Here is a 17,359-nt window from a genome sequence, read left to right as displayed (position 1 = left end):
CCCCGCACCGCCTGTCGGACCCTCCACGTAGCCTCGCGGACATGGAGGAACCCGCGCCTGGCACACCGCCGGAATCCGGCGACGCGCCTTCGGCTCCCGACGCCGACGAGACCCGCCGCCGCCTCGACGCGTACGCGTACCTCAGCGCGCCGGAGCGGCTGGAGTACCTCGCGATCATGCGGGTCTTCTGCGGCGCGCTCCTGGCTGACCTGGCCGTCCAGGACGTGATGGTGAAGCTGCGCGAGGACGGCGGGGCTGCTGCGGGGCTCGACGCCGATCCCCTCACCGCGCGGCTGGAACAGCTGGTGAAGTGGGGGAACCTGCTGCGCGGCAGCCACACGGTGAAGGCGTCCAGCATCACGGAGTACCAGCGTTCGCGGGCCCGCTATCAGCTGTCGCGGCTGGGCGAGCGCGTCCAGCGGGATGCCGACGGGGTGCTGGCCGAGGCCGACGCCGCCCGCGAGGTGAGCAATGAACTGCTGGCTCTGGTCGAGCGGGGGCTGCGGGAGCTGGCCGAGCTGGCCGCCGAGCCGGGCGGCATAGCCCCGCAGGACGGGAGGGAGCGGATCAGCACGTTGTTCGTGCAGTTCGCCGGGTTCGCGGACTCCGTCCGGGACTTCTACGCCTATCTCGGCCAGGTGCTCGCCCGGTACGACCTGGACAGCGGCGAGTACCAGGGCTTCAAGGAACTCCTCCTGGACTACGTCGAGGCGATCACGGAGGACGTGTCCTTCCGCGCCCCGCGCATCTCGGCGGCCCTGGACGCGCTCTGGCCCCGCCTCACCGGCCTGCTGGAGCAGCTGGACGCTCACGCGCAGGGGCTCGCCGGGCTGCCGACGCAGAGCGAGAGCCGTACGGAGATCCGCGTACAGCGCAGCCGGGGTCGCGAGCTCGCGGACTGGGAGGGGCTGCGGGGCTGGTTCAGGGACACCGACGGGCAGGGCAGCCAGGTCGACCAGCTGCGCGACGCCACCCTGCGGGCGCTTCAGTCGCTGCTGGCCAACGCCAAGCGGATGCTGCGCTCGGCCACCGGCGAGATGTCGCGGCGCCGGGACCTGTTGCGGCTGGCCCGGTGGTTCGACGAGGCCGCGCCGCAGGACGCGCACGACATCGCCGTCGCCGCCTTCGGGCTGTACGGCGCCCGTCACCTGGGCGTACCGCCTGCCGCCGACGAGGTGGTGCCCGCCCACACCAGCTGGTGGACAGGCCCGGTGGTCGAGGTGCCGGTGGCGCTGCGCGAGAGGGGCAGCCGCGCCCAGCGAGGCCGGACGGCGTCGGTGGAGGACCATTCCGCTCAGAAGGAACGGCTGCGGGAGGCGGCGCGTCAGCGGGCCGCTGACAGAAGTGCTGCGGCGGACGAGCTGTGCAGCGCGTCCGGCCGATTCGACGGCGTACGGCTCACTTCGGCGGCGCTCGGCCTGCTCCTGGAGCTGCTGGCCACGGCACTCGGGAACGCGCAGCTCAGGCGGCGCGCTGCGGCGGACGGGCAGGAGGACCGGGGCTTCGGGCTGGACGCGGCGTGGAGCGAGGACGCCGATCTGGGCATCCGGCTCGACGTGCACCGTACGGCGGGAGCGCGCACGCTTCTGCGCTCGGCCGACGGGGATCTGCTGCTGGACGACCTGGAGCTGGTGGTCCACAGGACGGCCGCCGCGGTGGACGGAGCGGAGCCGACCGGGAGCGAGGCGCTTTCCACACAGCCGCGCAGCGCGCCCGCCGGCGGTAGGGAGGAGGTGAGCGTGTCATGACGCTTCCCTCCGCCCACGACGTGGCTCTGGCCACCGAACGGCGGACCGCGGCCAGGCTGTTGCTCGCCCACCCGCTGGTCACAGCGGACGGGCCGCACGCCGACCTCTTTCCGCTGGTCCGCAGGCACGCCGACTGGCTGGGCGGCCGGTTCCAGCAGGTGCTCGGCTACCGGCTCCTGGTCGACAGCTCCTACGCCCGGCTGTTCAAGGCCGGGCTCGGAGCCCGGTCGGGACACCGGCTCGTACGGCCCACCGGCACGCCCTTCACCCCGCACACCTACGCCTGTCTGGCGCTGGCCCTGTCGGTGCTGGTCACCGCACCGGAGCAGTTGCTGTTGTCCCAGCTCGTCGCCGACATCCGGGCCGCGGCGGCCGACGCGGACGTCGAGCTGGAGGAGACCGGACGGGCGGCCGGGAAGCGGACGTTGGTCGCGGCTCTGCGGCAGCTCGTCGAGTGGGGTGTCCTGATCGAGACCCACGGCCACGTGGGCGCCATCGCCCAGGAGGCCGACGGGGAGGCGCTGATCACGGTCGACCGGGAGCTCGCCCGCGTCATCGTGGCCGGACCGCTCGCCCAGTCGCGGGACGGAGCCGACCTGGTCCGGCGTGCGGCGGACCCCGGGTTCGGAGGGTCGCGTACCTACGTGCGCCGGATGCTTGTCGAGACCCCTGTCGTCCACCTCGACGAACTGACCGACACCGAACGCGACTGGCTCCGCACCCGCCAGCGCCGGGAGGCTCAGGCGTTCCTCGAACTCCTCGGCCTGGAGACGGAGATCCGCGCCGAGGGAGTGGCCCTGGTCGACCCCGAGGAGGAGCTGACCGACCTCCACCTGCCGGGAACGGGAACCGTCGCCCAGGCCGCGTTGCTGCTGCTGGAACGACTGGTGGCGCGGCTCCGCCCGGCGGAGCCCGGACACCCCGCGACCGGCGGTGTTCTCGTCGTCGGGGTCGCCGTTCCGGACGGTGCGGTGGATGAGCTTCTGGCCGAGCTGGTCGCCGAGTACGGACAGCGCAGCAACTGGCAGCGAGGTTACCTCGAAGACTCCGACGCCCTGCGTGAAGCCGTGCTGGGCCTGCTCTCCCGCATGCGCTTGATCGCCCCGGCCGGCCCGCTGCGATCCGAGGGAGCGGGGCTGCCGGAGGAGTACGCCGACGAGCTGCCGGAGGGGCGCCAGGTCACCGACGTCCGGGCGGCCCGACCCAGCGACGGCGAGGGCTGGGTCCTGCTCGCCTCGGCGGCCCGTTACGCCACCCGGGTCACCGTGCGGGCGACCGGCGGGCGGCATGAACCCATGGAAACACAGCAGGAGTTGCCGTTATGACCGACCATGCCCGTGGTCTCGTTCCGCTTCCGCGTTCAGGTCACGCGCCGACGGCGGGCACCCGCTTCCGGCTGCACCGGGCGGGCATCCAGAACGTCTGGCAGTACGACGAGCAGGAGTTCGCCTTCGGCGACGGGCGGCTGCTGCTGCGCGGCAAGAACGGGGCGGGCAAGTCCAAGGCCCTGGAGATGCTGCTCCCGTACCTCCTGGACGGCGACTCCCGGGCCCTCGATGCCACGGGCACCGGGCGGACCACGCTCGCCTGGCTGATGCTGGACGGCTTCGAGCAGACCAACCGCCTCGGCTATCTGTGGGTGGAGTTCCGGGGGACGGACGAGGCCGGCGACCACCGCTGCCTGACGCTCGGCGCCGCGATCCGTGCCTCGAAGTCGGCGCAGAAGGCGGTGCCGACCTTCTTCGTCACCCAGCTGCGCGTCGGCGAGGACCTGCACCTGGTCGAGGCGGGCAAACCCCTTGCCGTCGACCGGCTCAAGGAGATCGTCGGCTCCGGCAACTGGACGGACCGAGCGGTCGAACACCGTGCCCGCGTGGCCCGGGACCTCTTCGGGATCACGGACGCGACGCGCTACCGCAACCTCACCCAGCTCCTGCACCGGCTGCGGCGGCCCACGGTCGGGGACCGCATCGAGCACGGCGGTCTGGCCGTCCTGCTGAGTGAGACCCTGCCCGGACTCGATGAGGACGTGGTCGAGAAGGTGGCGCGCAACCTCCACGATCTGGACACCGTGCGGGCCGAACTGGGCCGCCTGGAACGTACCGACGCGGCCTTGCGCACCTTCCTCTCCGACTACCGCCGCTACCTCGCCGGGGTCCTGCGCTCCTCGGCCCGGGACGTGAGCCGGGAGCTGGACACGCTCTCCGAGCGCCGCAGGAGCGCCGGGGACGCCGCGCGGCACACGAGCGTCCTGAAGGGACACGAGAAGGAATCGGAGGAGGGGCTGAGGACACTCCGCGAGGAGGAGGAGTCCGCCCGGACGGAACTCGCCGCTCTGCACGACAGCCACGCCTACCGCGGCCTGCGCGAGCTGTCGGAGCGCCGCAGCACGGTGGAGGCCCTGCACACCACGGCCATGACCGCCTTCGCCGCGCTGCGCGGTGCGCACGAGGCGGAGGAGAGCGCGGCCGAACGGCTGGACGAGGGCGTCGAGGAGTTGGGCGCCCGACTCACCGAACTGGCTACGGAGCAGCGGGAACTACTGGCCCAGGCGGAGCGGGCGGTACTTCCCGCCGCACATCTCGGCGAGGCGGTCGCTCTGCCGCGCACCGTCCGTTCCTCGTCAGCACGGACGGAGCTGACCAGCCCGGACGGGGAACCGCAGACCGTACGGCACCGACCGGTGGTGCGCGTGGACACGGCGACGACGGAGGCCGGCCTGCGGTCCTGGCAGGGGCAGCTGGGATCCGCCGAGGCCGTCGTACGGAACCGACAGCGGACGGTGCAGGAGGTGACACGCCTCGCCTCACGGGCCGACGAGGCGCGTGGAGTCGCGGTCCGGGCCGACGAGGCGCGGGAACGGCTGGAGGGCGAGGCGGAGGAGGCCGCCGACCGTCTCGAAGTCAGCCGTCAGAAGGTCGCCGAGGAGAGCCGGGGGTACGCCGACGAGGTCGCCGTGTGGGTGCGCGCGACGCGGACCGCGGCGGGGCCCGAGTGCCCGCCGCTGGATGCCGTCCTCTCGGAAGTGGCCTGCGCGGCCGACTCCGACGCGGCATTCTCCTCCCGCACACTGCCGGCCGGCATCGACACCCACGCGCGGCAGACGGCGCACCTGGCTCTGGAGCCGTACGCGGACGCCCTCACCCGGCACCGCGACACCCTGGCGGTCGGCGTCGGCCGACTCGGCGAGGAGATCGACCGCCTGGCGGAGGAGAGGCGGGCCCGGGAACGCCGTACGGACCCGGAGCCTCCGGCCCCGTACCACCGCAGCGCGGTGCGAGAACCGGCCAACGGGGCTCCGTTCTACCGGTTGGTGGACTTCGCCGAGCACCTGACCGCCGCCGAACGGGCCGGCCTGGAGGCGGCACTGGAGGCGAGTGGCGTTCTCGACGCGTGGGTCGGCACGGGCGGCGCCCTTCTCGACCCGCTCTCCGGGGACACCGTTCTCGACGCGGCACCGGCCCGCGACCCGCTGCCGGTGGCGCAGACCCTCGCCTCGGCCCTGCGACCGGTCGCGCAGCCGGAGAGCGGCATCACGTCCGAACAGGTGGAGCGCCTGCTGTCAGCCGTCGTGCTCGCACCGGCCGCGGGGACGGCGGCCGCGAGCGCGGTCCACTTGGACGGTAGCTGGCGGCTGGGAGCCCTCCGGGGGCAGCACCACAAGAGCGCCGCCGAGTACGTGGGTGCGGCGGTGCGGGCCGAGACCCGGCGACGGGTGCTGGCCGAGCTGGCGGACCGGATCGGGCAGACGGAACGACAGTTGGCCGTAGCCCGTACCGAGCTCGCCGCGGCCGATTCCCGGCGACGGGCCCTCACCCGAGCGGAACGCGACTTCCCGGGGGCGCCGCGGCTCTCCGACTCCTGGAACACCCATGCTTCGGAGGAGAGGGCGGCGCAAGCACTCTCCGGCAAGGCGGCCGAGGCGGCGCGCCGGGCGGAGGAGGCCCGCGCTCTGGCCGTATCGACGCGCTCCGAGGCGGACGCCACCGCGACCGCCCATGACCTGCCCACCGACACCGTCGCACTGGACCGCGTACACACCGCGCTGGCCTCGCTGCTCACCGGCGTCGGCCACCTGCGCAGGGCGGTCAACGGTACGGTCGCCCGGCTCGGCGGAAGTCGGGCGGACGACCGGCGGTACGCGGGGGCCCGCGAGAAGCGGACGGAGGCGGAAGAGGGCTACCGGCTTCGCCACCGGCAACTGCACACCGCGCAACAGGATCTGCGGACCCGGGAGGCCACTGTCGGATCGTCCGAGGAGAAGATCCTCGCTGACGAACAGGCGGCCAAGGACCGTATCGCGGACGCCGTGGGGGCCATCCCCGCGAGAGAGCGCGACCACAACGGTCTGCGCGACCGACGTGTGCGGGCGGAGGAGAAGGAGGAACGCCTACGCGGGGAGCTGGCGGACCAGGAAGCAGCCGTGATCGAGACCGGCCGCGCTCTGCGCGGTGCTCTCAGCCGTCCGGAAGTCGTCATCGGAGCGGGACTGGACCGTTCGTCCCTCCCCGATCAGCTACCGGACGACCCGGGTTCCCACGCACGCGACCGCCTGCGTGCACTACGGGCGCTGGCGGAAGCGGTGGACCGGAGTCTCGGTCGTCACCGGGAGGAGGTGTCCGACAGCCTTCTCCTCAAACGGCACGCGACGCTGCGCGATCAACTGGCGGGCGGCTACGACGCACAGCTCGACGAACACGACGGCATCAAGGTGTGCCGCCTGCTCGACGACCATGGTTCGCACGACGTCGCGGTCGTGGGCGAGCGGATCGCCGTGGAGGCCGCCGAGGCGCGAGGAAGGCTCACCGAGCGCGAGAGCGACGTGTTCCAGCGCTTCCTGACCGGCGAGCTCGGCGACCACCTCTCCGAGCAGGTCATCACGGCGGCCAACCTGGTCGCGGCCCTCAACGACACGCTGAAGACCGTACGGACCTCGCACGGCCTCGGCGTGGAACTCCTCTGGAAACTGAGTGATGACGCCGACGCCGACGTGCGGGTGGCCGTAGAGCTGCTGCGCAGCCCGTCGAGTCTCCGGACGCGCGAGCAGACCGAGCAGCTCCGCGATGTGCTGCAACGCCGCATCGAGGATGCCCGTCGCACCGATCCGTCGGCCGGCTACACCGCCCACCTCCGCACCGCGCTGGACTACCGCTCCTGGTTCACCTTCCACACCTTCGTGGTCGAGGACGCCGCCCCCGGTCGCAGAAGGAAGTTGACGGGCCGCACCGGCTTGAGCCAGGGAGAGCAGCGCGTGCTCTCCTACCTCGTGCTCTTCGCCGCCGCTTCCGCCCACTTCACCAGCCTCGCCGACTCAGCACCGCACGCGCCCCGGCTGATCCTCCTGGACGACGCCTTCGCCAAGGTCGACGAACCCACGCACGGGCGCCTGGGCCGCATCCTGGTCGACCTGGACCTCGACTTCGTCCTCACGAGCGAGCGGCTGATGGGCAATTGGGCCGAGGTGCCCTCCCTGCACATCTACGAATGCCTGCGCGACCCTCACGTACGAGGAGTGGCCACGTTGCACTACACGTGGAACGGTCGCCACCGGCGGCCGGCATCGGTATGAGCGCCCTTCCGCCCGCCACGCACGACTGGCTGGCAGGTCCCGGCCTCGTCCGGCTCTGGAGCGCGGCACGCAAACGGCTGGAGAGCAACGGGGTGCGGTCCACCGGCTCCCTCCGGCTGGCGACGGTGAGTTCCCGGGAGCGGAACGACCTGTCGCTCCTGCTGGGCAAGCCCCTCACAGGCACGGCGGTGACGGTGAGGCTCGACGTACTCGACGAACGCCTGCGGGCCTCGGCCGCGGGGCTCGGGCTCAGGCAGGTCCTGGAGGAAATCGGCCCTCCCCTCGTCAACCGACGTACGGCCCGCGAGGAGAACGCGGCAGAGCGTCAGCGTGTCCGGGCCGCGCTCGCCTCGTCCCTCGACGCGTCGCCACTGGCCGGGCTGGAGTGGGTGGAGCAGTGGTCCGATGTGCTGCGTCGCACAGGCGTCCCGAAGAGCGTGACACCGGAAGCGGCCGTACGCACGCTTCAGCAGGCGGTCCAGGTGCTCGGCATGCTGCTCGACCCACACCGTACGGACGCACGGGGCCGCGGCGAGCTGGCCGCGTCGGTAACAGGCTCGGCGCACGGGCTGGACGACGGCACCTGGCTCGCCCGCCTCGTCCAGCGCGGCATCGCCCTGGCACACGACACGGATCTTCCCGGTGACGCGGCCGGCCGACGGGCACTGTGGCGGCTGGTCGCGGTGACCCCGGACGAGGTCTCCAGCACTGTGCTGACGTACGGCCTCCGGCCCCTCGGCGAGGAGTGGCGCGCGAGGTCGCTGCGGGAGCGGGCCGATCACCACGCGGAGACCCACCTGACGTCCCGGGACCTGCGTGACGTGCGACTTCACCTGCCGGCCGGCTCCGTCGTCCACATCTGCGAGAACCCACGGGTGGTGGAGGCCGCAGCGGACGCGGGCTGTTCGCAAGCCCTGGTCTGCACCTCCGGCAGCGCAGCAACGGTGGTCCTCACCCTTCTCGACGCCCTCGTCTCCAGCGACTGCCACTTCGCCTACCACGGCGACTTCGACTGGCCGGGCATCACTCTGGCGAACCGGATCATGCGCCGTTACGAAGCCCGGCCGTGGCGCATGAGCGCCGAGGATTACGAGCAGCTGGCCACGCGCAGCCAGGCCGAGGGAATTCCCCAGCTGCCGCTGGTCGGTGAGCCCGTCAGCGCGGTCTGGGACGCGGGGCTTGCTCCTGCTATGGCAGCGCTCGGGGTGGCGCTCCATGAGGAGGCGACGCTCGACCTGTTGGTAAACGATCTGGGGATCCCGTAGCGGGACACGGTGTCCGACCTGGCTCGGTCCCGCTCAGGCTGCCCGTTCCTGGGAGCCGTCCGGGAGCAGACGGTGCCGCGCTCACGCGAGACCGGACTTCGCAGCCTCGAGAACCTTCTTGTTCGGGCTGGAGAAGATGGCGTAGACGTTGTCGACCGCGGCCGTCGAGCGAAGCGTCAGTCGCGTGTGCCCCGATTGAGCGCCCGGAACGACCGTGATCGTGAGCTCGCCCCAGGTGGGGAACTTTCTGTACGTGCCCGTCACCTGCCCGAGGTCTGCGCGTGTCCGCACGCCCTTGAACCCTGCCGTAATGAGGCCCTGTTCGCAGCGGGTGAGCCACTCCTCGCGCTGCCCGGCGACCACGAGGACCTCCTCCACGCTCTTACGGATCGGCATGTGACTCCTCCAGAGGGCGGAACGCTGATTCGGCCCATCGGAGCATGACAGTTTCGAAGCTCGTACGGGCTTTTTTCTGTGAGCGGTGCGCGCAGCTGCACGAGCGGGCCGTGGCAGCACCGGTTCGAAGGGGCTCTGCTGTACGACGTCATCCGTGCGGTGGAGCCCGGATTCACCCCGGGGCGACGCAAGGACCGTGCCCGTTACGGCTCGCCATCAGCGGCGGCGACGGCCACCACACCGTTCCGTCGTGGGCCGAGATCGTCACCCGTCCGGATGAAATCCCCGGTGCGGCGACGCCCGGACAGGGCCCTTCCGTACCGCGCGTCGCCACCCGTTCGGGCCTTTCAGGGCGCCCGGATCTTCCTTGAACTTGCCTGTTCTGACACTGAGTTGAGGGTTTATCTACGCGCGGAGCGCAACCCACCGAACGATCATTCGGGCATATCAGACGACTTCTCGCACGGGCATTACCGACGGGTACCGCGAGCTGCTAGAAACTGCATCGCTCCCCCCAACCCCCACAGCTCGTCCCCCCATCTGCTCATCCCCCCACACTTCGAAGGGCTGGCAGCCATGTCAGTACGCAGAATTCGAGCATCCGTCGTCACTCTCGCACTCGCCGCCGTGGCCGCTCTCGGCGTCGCGGGACCGGCTTCCGCGACCGACTCGGCCGCCGCGGGCGGCTATGTCGCGCTCGGCGACTCCTACTCCTCCGGTGTCGGCGCCGGAAACTACCTCTCCGACAGCGGCGACTGCCGGCGCAGCACCAACGCCTACCCGTATCTGTGGCAGGCGGCCAACTCCCCCGCCTCCTTCGACTTCGTCGCCTGTTCGGGAGCGACCACCTCGTCCGTGGCCAGCAGCCAGCTCGGCGTGCTCAGCGCGTCCACCTCGCTGGTCAGCGTCACCGCCGGAGGCAACGACGTCGGGTTCGCCGACGTCATGCAGGACTGCGTGCTGTCGAGCGAGGCCACCTGCATCAACAGCGTGAACAACGCGGTCGCGCAGATGAACAACTCCCTTCCCGGTAGCCTCGATTCGCTGTACGACGGCATCCGGGCCCGCGCCCCGCAGGCCCAGGTCGTGGTTCTCGGCTACCCGCGCTTCTACCAGCTGTCCGGCAGCTGTGTCGCCGGGCTCTCCGAAGCCGAACGGACCGCGATCAACAACGCGTCGGACGTCCTGAACGACGTCCTCGCCAAGCGTTCCGCCGACGCCGGATTCACCTTCTCCAGCGTGGTGGACGAATTCACCGGGCACGAGCTGTGCTCCGGCGACGCCTGGCTCCACAGCGTCACCGTCCCGATCTACAACTCGTACCACCCCAAGGCCGCGGGGCAGTCGGGCGGTTATCTGCCCGCCTTCCGCTCGGCGGTGTAGCTCTGCGGTGTAGCTCTGCGGTGTAGCTCTGCGGTTCAGCTCTGCGGTTCAGCTTCTCGTACGGAACGGCGGTTCACCGGGCGACCGGTGGGCCGCCTTTCTCAGTAGCGCTCGACCAGGTGCTCGCGTCCTGCCGGAGGCTCGTACGACTCGGGCCAGAAGTCCGTCACCCCGGTGATCAGGCCCTCCTCGTCGAACGTGAAGAAGTGGATGGCGTCCATCTCCCGCGGCTGCTCCCCCGGCCGGCCTCCCGTCACGGTGAAGCCGGTCCTGGCGGCGGCCTGCCGGCCCTCCGCGTCGGCGACGATCCGCTCGACCCGGACGTGCCAGTCGCCCGGATACTCCTGGTTGAACCGGAGATACCGCTCCTTGCCGAGGATCCGCTCCCGCGTCTGCGGCAGGTCGTACACCACGCACTCGGCGAGAGTCGCCCCGAACGCGCTCCAGTCGCGCGCCGCGGCCGCCGACCAGTACGCCTCGACCGCCCCGCGCAGCGCGGCCGTCGCCGTCCGGGGCGTGGTGCTGGAAGCCGTCCCGGACGTGGTGCTGGAAGCAGTACCGCGCGCGCTGCTGGAAGCTCTGCCGGGCGTGGCTCCGCCCGGCGTTCCGCCTGTTGTGTCGGTCATGGAAACGAGTGTGTACCCCGGCACTGACAATCGGCCGGAGATGCCCCGAGCGACGGTCCCGGCCTGCGGTTACTCCTGATTCTCCACCGGGCGCGACGCCTTGATCGAGTACATCAGCGGGATCCTCGGCCGGCCCGCCGGGAAGCGGTAGTGGCCGTCCGCGTGACGCTCCAGCACACCGAACCGCTGGACGAGCGAGAAGTCGTGCTCGTGGAGGAACTCGATCCGCAGGCCCGCCGCGACGAGCGCCGTCACCACCCGGCCCAGCGGGTGCTGCCACTCGACGCTGCGATTGTGCAGGGTCGGCGCGTCGAGGTCGGCGTACGTGCCCGGCGTCTCGTCCACCCAGGCGTCGCGGCTGAAGTAGTCGTCGGTCACGACCGAACCGGTCTCGTCCATCGAGTCGGTCAGCGGATGGAACTCCGCGAGGTAGAGGAATCCGCCGGGCGCCACCAGCGAGGCGGCGGTCTCGGCCCAGCGGTCGAGGTCGGGCAGCCAGCCCAGCGCGCCGATGCCCGTGTACACGATGTCGTACGCGGAGTCGGGGACGGCGGCCGGTGCGTCGTACACGTCGGCCGCGACGAACGACGCCCGGTCCGGGCCCAGTTCCAGCGACCTGGCCAGGCCCCGGGCGGTCTCGACCGCGGGCTCGGAGAAGTCGAGGCCCACGACCTGCGCGGCGCCGCGCCGCGACCAGGAAAGGGTGTCCAGGCCGAAATGGCACTGGAGATGCAGCAGGGTCTTTCCGGTGACGTCGCCGACCTCGGCCAGCTCGAAGGCGCGCAGCACGTCCTTGCCCGCCAGGAACGCGTCCAGCTCGTAGTAGTCGCTCGCCACGTGGATCGGCACGCGTTCGTCCCAGCGCGCGCGGTTGGTGTCGTGCCAGTCGTCCGGAGTCGGGGAGTACATGCCCGGAAAGCTACCCACGGGCCGGAAGGGGCGCGAGTGGATATTCGGTGGTCCCCCACCCGGAACCGGAAGGTGTTCCCCCACTCCGGAGGGTCCCCCACGCCGGAACGTGTTCCCCCACCCCGGAAGGCGTTCCCCCACCCCGGGAGGCGCCCTCCTCTGTCCCGTTTCCTTTCGTCCGGGTTCGCGGCCCGACAGCGGACGGAATCCCGTTACGGGCCCGGCCCCCGGATCGGGTTGGATGGAGGCATGACGACTGATGCAGCAGCTGTGCCCGACTGGGAGATGCGGTTCCGTGCGCCTCGCGTCTCCCTGCCCGACTGGGCCGAGGACGCCCCCGACCGCGCGCTGTTCGTCTCCAACGCCACCGGGACCTACGAGCTGTACGCGTGGGACCGGTCGAGCGGGCGGCAGCGCCAGGTCACGGACCGGCCGAACGGCACGACGGACGGCGTGCTGACGCCGGACGGGGAGGCCGTCTGGTGGTTCAGCGACACCGACGGCGACGAGTTCGGGGTGTGGATGCGCCAGCCGTTCGACGGCGGGGAGGACGAGCCGGCCGCCCCGGGCCTCGCTGCCTCCTACCCGGCGGGCCTGGCCATCGGGCGGGACGGTTCGGCGGTGATCGGCCGCTCGACCGACGAGGACGGCACGACGATCCACCTGGTACGGACGCCGGGCGCCGAGCCCGTCGAGATCTACCGGCACCGCGAGTCCGCGGGGGTCGGGGACCTCTCCCACGACGGCACCCTGATCGCGCTGGAGCACACCGAGCACGGCGACGCCATGCACTCCGCGCTGCGCGTGGTGCGCCCCGACGGCTCCACGGTGGCCGAGCTGGACGACACCGAGGGCGGCACGAAGGAGCTGGGGCTCGCCGTACTGGGATTCGCCCCGGTGGCCGGTGACACCCGACTCCTCGTCGGGCATCAGCGCCGGGGCCGTTGGGAGCCGATGATCTGGGACCCGGTCGCGGGCACGGAGACCGCGCTGCCCGTCGACCTGCCGGGCGATGTGGGGGCCGAGTGGTATCCGGACGGCTCCGCGCTGCTCATCGAGCACGGCTTCGAGGCCCGCAGCGAGCTGTGGCGGTACGAGCCGGGGGCCCCGGCTCCCGTACGCGTGGAGACCCCCGCGGGCACCGTGTCGGGCGCCACGGCCCGCCCGGACGGCACCGTGGAGTACCTGTGGTCCTCGGCCGAGCGGCCGCCCGTGGTGCGGTCGACCAGCGGCGCGGTGGTCCTGGACCCGCCGGGCGCGAAGGCCCCGGCGTCGGTGCCCGTCGAGGACGCCTGGGTGGAGGGGCCGGGCGGCCGTATCCACGCCCTCGTGCAGAAGCCCGCCACCGGTGAGGGCCCCTTCCCCACGATCTTCGAGATCCACGGGGGGCCGACCTGGCACGACAGCGACGCCTTCGCCTCCGGCCCCGCCGCCTGGGTCGACCACGGCTTCGCGGTCGTCCGGGTCAACTACCGGGGCTCCACCGGTTACGGCCGCGCCTGGACGGACGCGCTCAAGCACCGGGTGGGCCTGATCGAGCTGGAGGACATCGCGGCCGTACGGGAGTGGGCGGTGACGTCGGGGCTCGCGGACCCGGAGCGGCTGGTCCTGGCGGGCGGGTCCTGGGGCGGCTATCTGACCCTGCTCGGGCTCGGCACCCAGCCCGACTCCTGGACGCTGGGCCTGGCGGCGGTGCCGGTCGCGGACTACGTCACGGCGTACCACGACGAGATGGAGGCCCTGAAGGCGATGGACCGCACCCTGCTGGGCGGCACGCCGGAGGAGGTTCCCGAGCGCTTCGAGGCCTCGTCCCCGCTGACGTACGTCGACGCGGTGCGCGCCCCCCTCTACATCTCGGCGGGCGTCAACGATCCGCGCTGTCCCATCCGTCAGGTGGAGAACTACGTGGACCGGCTGGCGGCGCGCGGCGCGGTCCACGAGGTGTACCGGTACGACGCCGGGCACGGCTCGCTGGTGGTGGAGGAGCGGATCAAGCAGGTGCGGCTGGAGTTGGAGTTCGCCCTCAAGCACCTGGGCGGAGGCGTCGTCGCCGCCTCCCCGGGCTCCGATGCCGGCGTAAAGGCCGAATAAATGGCGGACCCCGCTCCGGGAGTCCGGGGCGGGGAACCGTACCTTTGAGGGGTGTACCGGTTCCTGCTGACCCCGCGATGGTGGGGGATCAACCTCTTCGTCGTGCTGGCCATCCCGTTCTGCGTGTTCATGGGCATGTGGCAGCTCGGCCGCTTCGAGGACCGCGTGCAGTCGCACGAACAGGCGGAGAAGCGCCCCGATCCCAGCACCCGGGCCGCGAAACCCCTGGACGAGCTGCTGCCCGTCGACAAGGTGACGTCCGGCCGCCCGGCCGTCGCCACCGGCACGTACGCCGACCAGTTCCTGGTGCCCGGCCGCGAGCTGGACGACCGCCGGGGCTTCTACGTCCTGAACATGCTGCGTACGGACAGCGGCAAGGCCCTGCCGGTGGTACGGGGTTGGCTGCCCGGGTCCGCGACCGGCGCCCGGGTGCCCGCCGCGCCGGAGGGCGAGGTCACGGTGACCGGCGATCTCCAGGCCTCCGAGAACGCCCGCAGCAAGGGCGTGGACGTCCGGGGCGGGCTGCCGGGCGGCCAGATCGGCATGATCAGCGCCGCGACCCTGGTGAACATCGTGCCGTACGACGTGTACGACGCCTGGGTGACGCTTCCCGAGCCCGAGGCGGGCGGTACGGGCGGTGCGATGAAGCCGGTGCCCGCGGCGGCCCCCGAGGGCAGCGGCCTCGATCTGAAGGCCTTCCAGAACCTGGGCTACACGGGCGAGTGGTTCGTCTTCGCCGGCTTCGTGCTCTTCATGTGGTTCCGGCTGGTGCGCCGCGAGGCCGAGGCCATGCGCGACATCGCGCTCGGCCTCGTCCCGGAGGACCCTGCCGCGGCCCCGGAGGGCTCGACGGCCCCGGAGACGCAGGAGGCACGGCAGGAGGCACCGGATGACCCGGCAGCCCCTGAGGCCTCAGGGGCCCCTGAGGCGGCTCGGAAGGCCCCGGCGGCCCCGTAGGGCCCGTCGTCGCCGGACTACGTCGAACTACGACCCGTCCGGTCGCCGGACTACGACGTGGCGAGCACGCCCGTGCGGTAGATCGTGCCCGAACAGGCGTTGGGGATCTTCGTCTCCGCGGTGGGCGCTCCCGTCTCCGGCGTGTGCGTCACGGCGATGCTGCCTTCCGCCGCGCCCCCGCCGTCCTCGTTCAGCGCCTGCGCGTCGACTCCGGAGGGCTGATCGGCGCCCCCTTCGCCGACCGATCCTCCGGCACCGTCCGCGGACGGGGTCGGGCTCGGTGAGGGGCCCACGGCCGGACAGGTGTCGGTCGGCACCCAGGCGAACCGCACCTCGTACGCCATGGCCGGCTTCAACAGCACCGTGCCCGGCTCCTGCGAGGGGTCGGGCAGTCCGGGGGCCGCGTCGCCCGCGGTGTGCTGGACCACGCCGATCTTCAGCGGGTCGGCCGCGCCCATCGCGGTGAAGCCCACCGTGCCGTTGCTGCTGACCGTGCAGTCCGTGCCGGACACGTTGGCGATCCTGAAGCTGCCGTAGACCGTGCCGTCGGCTCCCGGCGCGCCGGTACCCGCGGAGGCTACGCCGAGCTGGCTCGGGTCGCAGACCGGCAGGGAGGCGAAACCCGCGCTCGGGGAGTCGGTCGCCTCGCCCGTCACCGTGCCGTCGGGGTCGCTTCCCTCGCCCTCGGTGGGGCTGGGGTCCGGGTCGGTCTCGCCCGCGCCGCCCTCGCTCTCCCGCTCGGTGGGCTCCACGGTCCGCCGGCCGGGCGCATCGGGGCCGGTCTCGTCCCCGTTGCCGCCCTGGGCCTGCTCGCCGTGTCCGGCGATGGCGGGGCGGGCGCCGGACGGGCCGTCCGAGGTCGCGACGTGGACGAAGGCGGGGACGGCGGTGCCGATCAGCAGGGCCGCCGCGGCCGCCCCGACGACGGCCTGTCGTCGCCTGGCCCGGCGGGCGGGGACAGCGCGGTGGAGGTGGTCGAGGGTCCCCTCGGAGGGCGCCAGCTCCCGCACCGCACCGTGCAGCATGCGGCGCAGGGCCACCTCGTCCAGCTCGTCGGAGGCGGGTGCGCCCCGGCCACGGGCGAAGAGGTCGGTCAGCGTGCCGGCGAGGTCGTCGTCGCCCGGCGCCCCGCAGGCCCTGCCGGGGGCGGAGGCGGCGCCGGGGGCGGCGGAGTCGGTACCGAAGGCTGTGCCGGAGCCCTCACCGGGTGCGGGATCCGCCTCGGCGTCCGTCTCCGTATCCGCATCCGCCGCGGTCTCCGTAACCGAGTCGGCCGCGGTCTCCGTGACCGAGTCGGCCGCGGTCTCCGTGACCGAGTCGGCAGTAGTCTCCGTTTCCGAGTCGGCAGCTGCTTCCGCCGTCTCCGCGTCCGCCGCGGTTTCCGCCGTCCCCGGGTCCCGCTCGTCGGAGTCCTCGGCGGCCTCGTTGTCCACCCGCGCGGGTGACGTCGGCTCCGGAGTCTCGCCCGGCTCGGGCCCCGTGCTCCCGCCGTGCGGGCGGTCCGGATCGGTGTGCGGAGTCTTCTCCGGCCCGTGGTTCACAATTCCGTTTCCCGTCGGGTCATTCTCGTGCCTGGGCTCGTCGCGCTGCTCGGGCCCGCTCATGCCTGGGCCTCCATCACGACGCGCAGCGCCGCGATACCCCGGGAACCGTACGCCTTGACCGAGCCCAGCGAGACACCCAGCGTCTCGGCGACCTGGGCCTCCGTCATGTCCGCGAAGTAGCGCAGCACCAGCACCTCGCGCTGGCGTCGCTGCAGCCCCTTCATCGCCTTGATCAGCGCGTCCCGCTCCAACTGGTCGTAGGCGCCCTCCTCCGCGCTCGCCATGTCCGGCATCGGCTTGGAGAGCAGCTTCAGCCCGAGGATGCGGCGACGCAGTGCGGAGCGCGAGAGGTTGACGACCGTCTGCCGGAGATACGCGAGGGTCTTCTCCGGTTCGCGGACCCGGTTCCGCGCGGAGTGCACGCGGATGAACGCCTCCTGCACCACGTCCTCGCAGGACGCGGTGTCGTCCAGCAGCAGGGCCGCCAGGCCGAGCAGGGAGCGGTAGTGGGCCCGATAGGTCTCGGTGAGATGGTCGACCGTGGTTCCCGCTGCCACCGTCTCTTCAGCATCCCCGCGCTGCGAGGGCAGTTGTGCCGGGCGCGCGGCGGGCATGGGCGCGATCACCGGCATGCCACCGGGCGCACGGGGCCGCCGGAGCGGACGCACCGACGCGCCTCGCAACGGGCCCACCACTGTGATGTCGAGAACCTCTGCCACGCCTGTTGGACACGCTGCCCCCCGTCAGGGTTGTACGCGTACGGCGCCACGTTCGACGCTGTGCGACATGCCCTCATACGTACCTGCTCTTCCCCAAATGCCCCGTCATCGCGTCTGGCCACGCAAGAAGTGACCGCATAGACGCAGCCCGG

The 17,359-nt window shown here is 72.1% G+C and carries 12 protein-coding genes; 7 read left to right on the top strand and 5 right to left on the bottom strand.

The features are described 5' to 3' along the window. The first annotated feature begins 41 nt into the window (after window positions 1–41). The 4 genes from ACIRJT_RS29670 to ACIRJT_RS29655 are packed head-to-tail and all read left to right on the top strand — an operon-like array spanning window position 42 to window position 8,582. On the top strand, window positions 42–1,748 hold the full coding sequence (locus ACIRJT_RS29670; protein ID WP_403915026.1) for a TIGR02677 family protein: 1,707 nt from the start codon (window positions 42–44) through the stop codon (window positions 1,746–1,748). After that, entirely contained in the window at window positions 1,745–3,073 is a 1,329-nt protein-coding gene (locus ACIRJT_RS29665; RefSeq protein ID WP_403915023.1) for a TIGR02678 family protein, read from the top strand. Before ACIRJT_RS29670 ends, ACIRJT_RS29665 begins: the two co-directional genes overlap by 4 nt. Continuing rightward, on the top strand, window positions 3,070–7,317 hold the full coding sequence (locus tag ACIRJT_RS29660) for a TIGR02680 family protein (RefSeq protein ID WP_403915022.1): 4,248 nt from the start codon (window positions 3,070–3,072) through the stop codon (window positions 7,315–7,317). Before ACIRJT_RS29665 ends, ACIRJT_RS29660 begins: the two co-directional genes overlap by 4 nt. After that, window positions 7,314–8,582 (top strand): TIGR02679 family protein, encoded by a 1,269-nt coding sequence (locus ACIRJT_RS29655; protein WP_403915020.1) that lies wholly within the window; start codon window positions 7,314–7,316, stop codon window positions 8,580–8,582. The genes ACIRJT_RS29660 and ACIRJT_RS29655 overlap by 4 nt, the downstream gene beginning before the upstream one ends. A gap of 81 nt (window positions 8,583–8,663) precedes the next feature. Here ACIRJT_RS29655 and ACIRJT_RS29650 read toward each other — a convergent pair whose 3' ends face one another. After that, a complete protein-coding gene (locus ACIRJT_RS29650; RefSeq protein WP_403915018.1) occupies window positions 8,664–8,978 on the bottom strand; it encodes a hypothetical protein in 315 nt (104 codons plus the stop codon). A gap of 576 nt (window positions 8,979–9,554) precedes the next feature. Between ACIRJT_RS29650 and ACIRJT_RS29645 the strand changes: the two genes are divergently transcribed. Then, on the top strand, window positions 9,555–10,361 hold the full coding sequence (locus ACIRJT_RS29645; RefSeq protein WP_403915016.1) for an SGNH/GDSL hydrolase family protein: 807 nt from the start codon (window positions 9,555–9,557) through the stop codon (window positions 10,359–10,361). 101 nt (window positions 10,362–10,462) lie between these two features. Here ACIRJT_RS29645 and ACIRJT_RS29640 read toward each other — a convergent pair whose 3' ends face one another. Beyond that, window positions 10,463–10,855: a nuclear transport factor 2 family protein gene (locus ACIRJT_RS29640; protein ID WP_403915292.1), complete on the bottom strand. Its 393-nt coding sequence runs from the start codon at window positions 10,853–10,855 to the stop codon at window positions 10,463–10,465. Window positions 10,856–11,056: 201 nt separating this feature from the next. Then, entirely contained in the window at window positions 11,057–11,896 is an 840-nt protein-coding gene (locus ACIRJT_RS29635) for a class I SAM-dependent methyltransferase (RefSeq protein WP_403915014.1), read from the bottom strand. 249 nt (window positions 11,897–12,145) lie between these two features. Between ACIRJT_RS29635 and ACIRJT_RS29630 the strand changes: the two genes are divergently transcribed. Then, complete coding sequence (locus ACIRJT_RS29630) at window positions 12,146–13,987, top strand: prolyl oligopeptidase family serine peptidase (protein WP_403915011.1); 1,842 nt, start codon at window positions 12,146–12,148, stop codon at window positions 13,985–13,987. Window positions 13,988–14,038: 51 nt separating this feature from the next. Next, window positions 14,039–14,944: an SURF1 family protein gene (locus ACIRJT_RS29625; protein WP_403915008.1), complete on the top strand. Its 906-nt coding sequence runs from the start codon at window positions 14,039–14,041 to the stop codon at window positions 14,942–14,944. Between the two features lie 50 nt (window positions 14,945–14,994). Here ACIRJT_RS29625 and ACIRJT_RS29620 read toward each other — a convergent pair whose 3' ends face one another. Both ACIRJT_RS29620 and ACIRJT_RS29615 read right to left on the bottom strand, forming a co-directional pair. Further along, window positions 14,995–16,548, bottom strand: coding sequence for a hypothetical protein (locus ACIRJT_RS29620; RefSeq protein WP_403915006.1), 1,554 nt, complete (start codon window positions 16,546–16,548; stop codon window positions 14,995–14,997). Beyond that, window positions 16,545–17,207 carry a SigE family RNA polymerase sigma factor gene (locus ACIRJT_RS29615; protein ID WP_075025223.1) on the bottom strand — a complete coding sequence of 221 codons (663 nt, stop codon included), beginning with the start codon at window positions 17,205–17,207 and terminating at the stop codon, window positions 16,545–16,547. Before ACIRJT_RS29615 ends, ACIRJT_RS29620 begins: the two co-directional genes overlap by 4 nt. Between the last annotated feature and the right edge of the window lie 152 nt (window positions 17,208–17,359).

This window comes from Streptomyces sp. NPDC102283 (assembly GCF_044766265.1).
Taxonomy (GTDB): Bacteria; Actinomycetota; Actinomycetes; order Streptomycetales; family Streptomycetaceae; genus Streptomyces.
This window is presented reverse-complemented; position numbering and strand designations above follow the sequence as displayed.